1 protein-coding gene is annotated in these 1,492 nt (G+C 50.9%); it reads right to left on the minus strand.

The annotated features are described in order from the left end of the window. Positions 1-54 precede the first annotated feature (54 nt). Positions 55-1,362: a transposase gene (locus tag G454_RS0115180; protein WP_027719236.1), complete on the minus strand. Its 1,308-nt coding sequence runs from the start codon at positions 1,360-1,362 to the stop codon at positions 55-57. Positions 1,363-1,492 lie beyond the last annotated feature (130 nt).

Genomic DNA, 1,492 nt, shown 5'->3' on the forward strand with positions numbered 1-1,492 from the left:
CCCCCTTATAGACGCTGCTATAATGTGCCTTGCATGAGAGGAAGAGCAGAGTGGCTATGCTGCCATAAAATACCTCTTTCTCAGCTTTAGTGCCGCAAGAGTGCCGGCAAGAAAAGTAGTAATACAAAGGACTGTATCTATGAAAGCGTTGTCAATACCTCGCCGTGTCATCTTGTCCAGCCGCAGGTGCTCTTTTAGGAGAGCAAACCACCGTTCTATGGAACTGCGGCAGTTGTAAATCTCCTGCCATTTGGGGCTGCCCCGGTGAGGATAACAAAACAGGCGCGGGTTATCCTTTACCCGTACCCTTACGACAAGACCGTAGGGATTGGCACAAGCGCACTGCCCGTCGCACTCTACTTTCCGGCCTGCAGCTTTGGGGCAGCGAAACTTAAGAACCTTACGTTCTTTCTCCGCTCCCCAATAGACCATAGGATAGCCGGCAGGGCAAAGGGGTGTACCGTCCTCGTTAAAACCAGGGAATGGTTTCTTGCGGTTCCGCATATTGAGCTTGATAATGGCCTGACCACCAAGGGCTAGTGCCTGCTCATAGATACACCGGGCATCATAGCCTGCATCCATCACGTAGTACTCCGGCGCAATGCCAAAGAGGTTTTTGTGCTCCGCATGGGCTTCTCTCATGAGAATGGGGGCAATTTCTGTTTCCGGTACATTGGCCGGGGCTATCCGCAAAGCCAGGGGTATGGGCCCAATGCTGGTGGGTGCCATGGCCACGTGAAGCTTGTAGCCATAGAAAAGCGGTGTTTCTTCCGGGGAAGAAGCCGTGCGGTATCCCCAGGCAGAACCAAGGGAAGTGGATTCCTCCTTGCCGGCATCACCTTTAGGTGGCCTTTCTCTGGCCGGAATGTCTGTAGTATCTATTACCACTTTCCCCTCAGGGGCAGCCTCTTCAGCCACTTTGGCCATCATCTCCTGTACAACCTGGCCGAGGAGTTTTTGCCCCTCCATCTTTCTCAGCTCAGCAAGGAAGCGGTAGAAAACGCTAGGTGAGGGGGGAGGCTTCCTGATATCAAAGCCGCAGTAGTACATGAGCTCCTTTGAACAGGAAAGGCATTTGACCAGAGCTTCGATACTAGGAAGCTCCAGAATCGTCTTGAGCACGAGGGCTCTGAATAAGGCCGTACGGTCGTAGCCTGGGCGGCCGGTTCCTTGGTACAAAGGAAACATTTTCCTTATTGGCTCGACATCGATAGAAAGGAGGGCCGAAAAAAAGTGCTGGTGACTGCAGCCGGAGTGAACAAAAACCTCGAAGGGAAAAAGCGTTGGCTGTTGAATATACACCATGTAAGGGCTTCCTCCTCCCTTTGTGGTTTTTTGGGGTTTTTCGATTAAATTCGACACAAAGAGGAGGAAGTCCTTTCTTCTTTTAAGTAAATGTGTTACAAAAAGCAGGTTAAGGAAGTGGGTAAAGCTTACCCCTTAGGTCCTAAAATCTTTCGGGTTCAAGAGCTCTAAGTTTTGCATTTTGCTC

Origin of the sequence: Desulfovirgula thermocuniculi DSM 16036 (genome assembly GCF_000429345.1) — a bacterium.
Taxonomy (GTDB): Bacteria; Bacillota; Desulfotomaculia; order Desulfotomaculales; family Desulfovirgulaceae; genus Desulfovirgula; species Desulfovirgula thermocuniculi.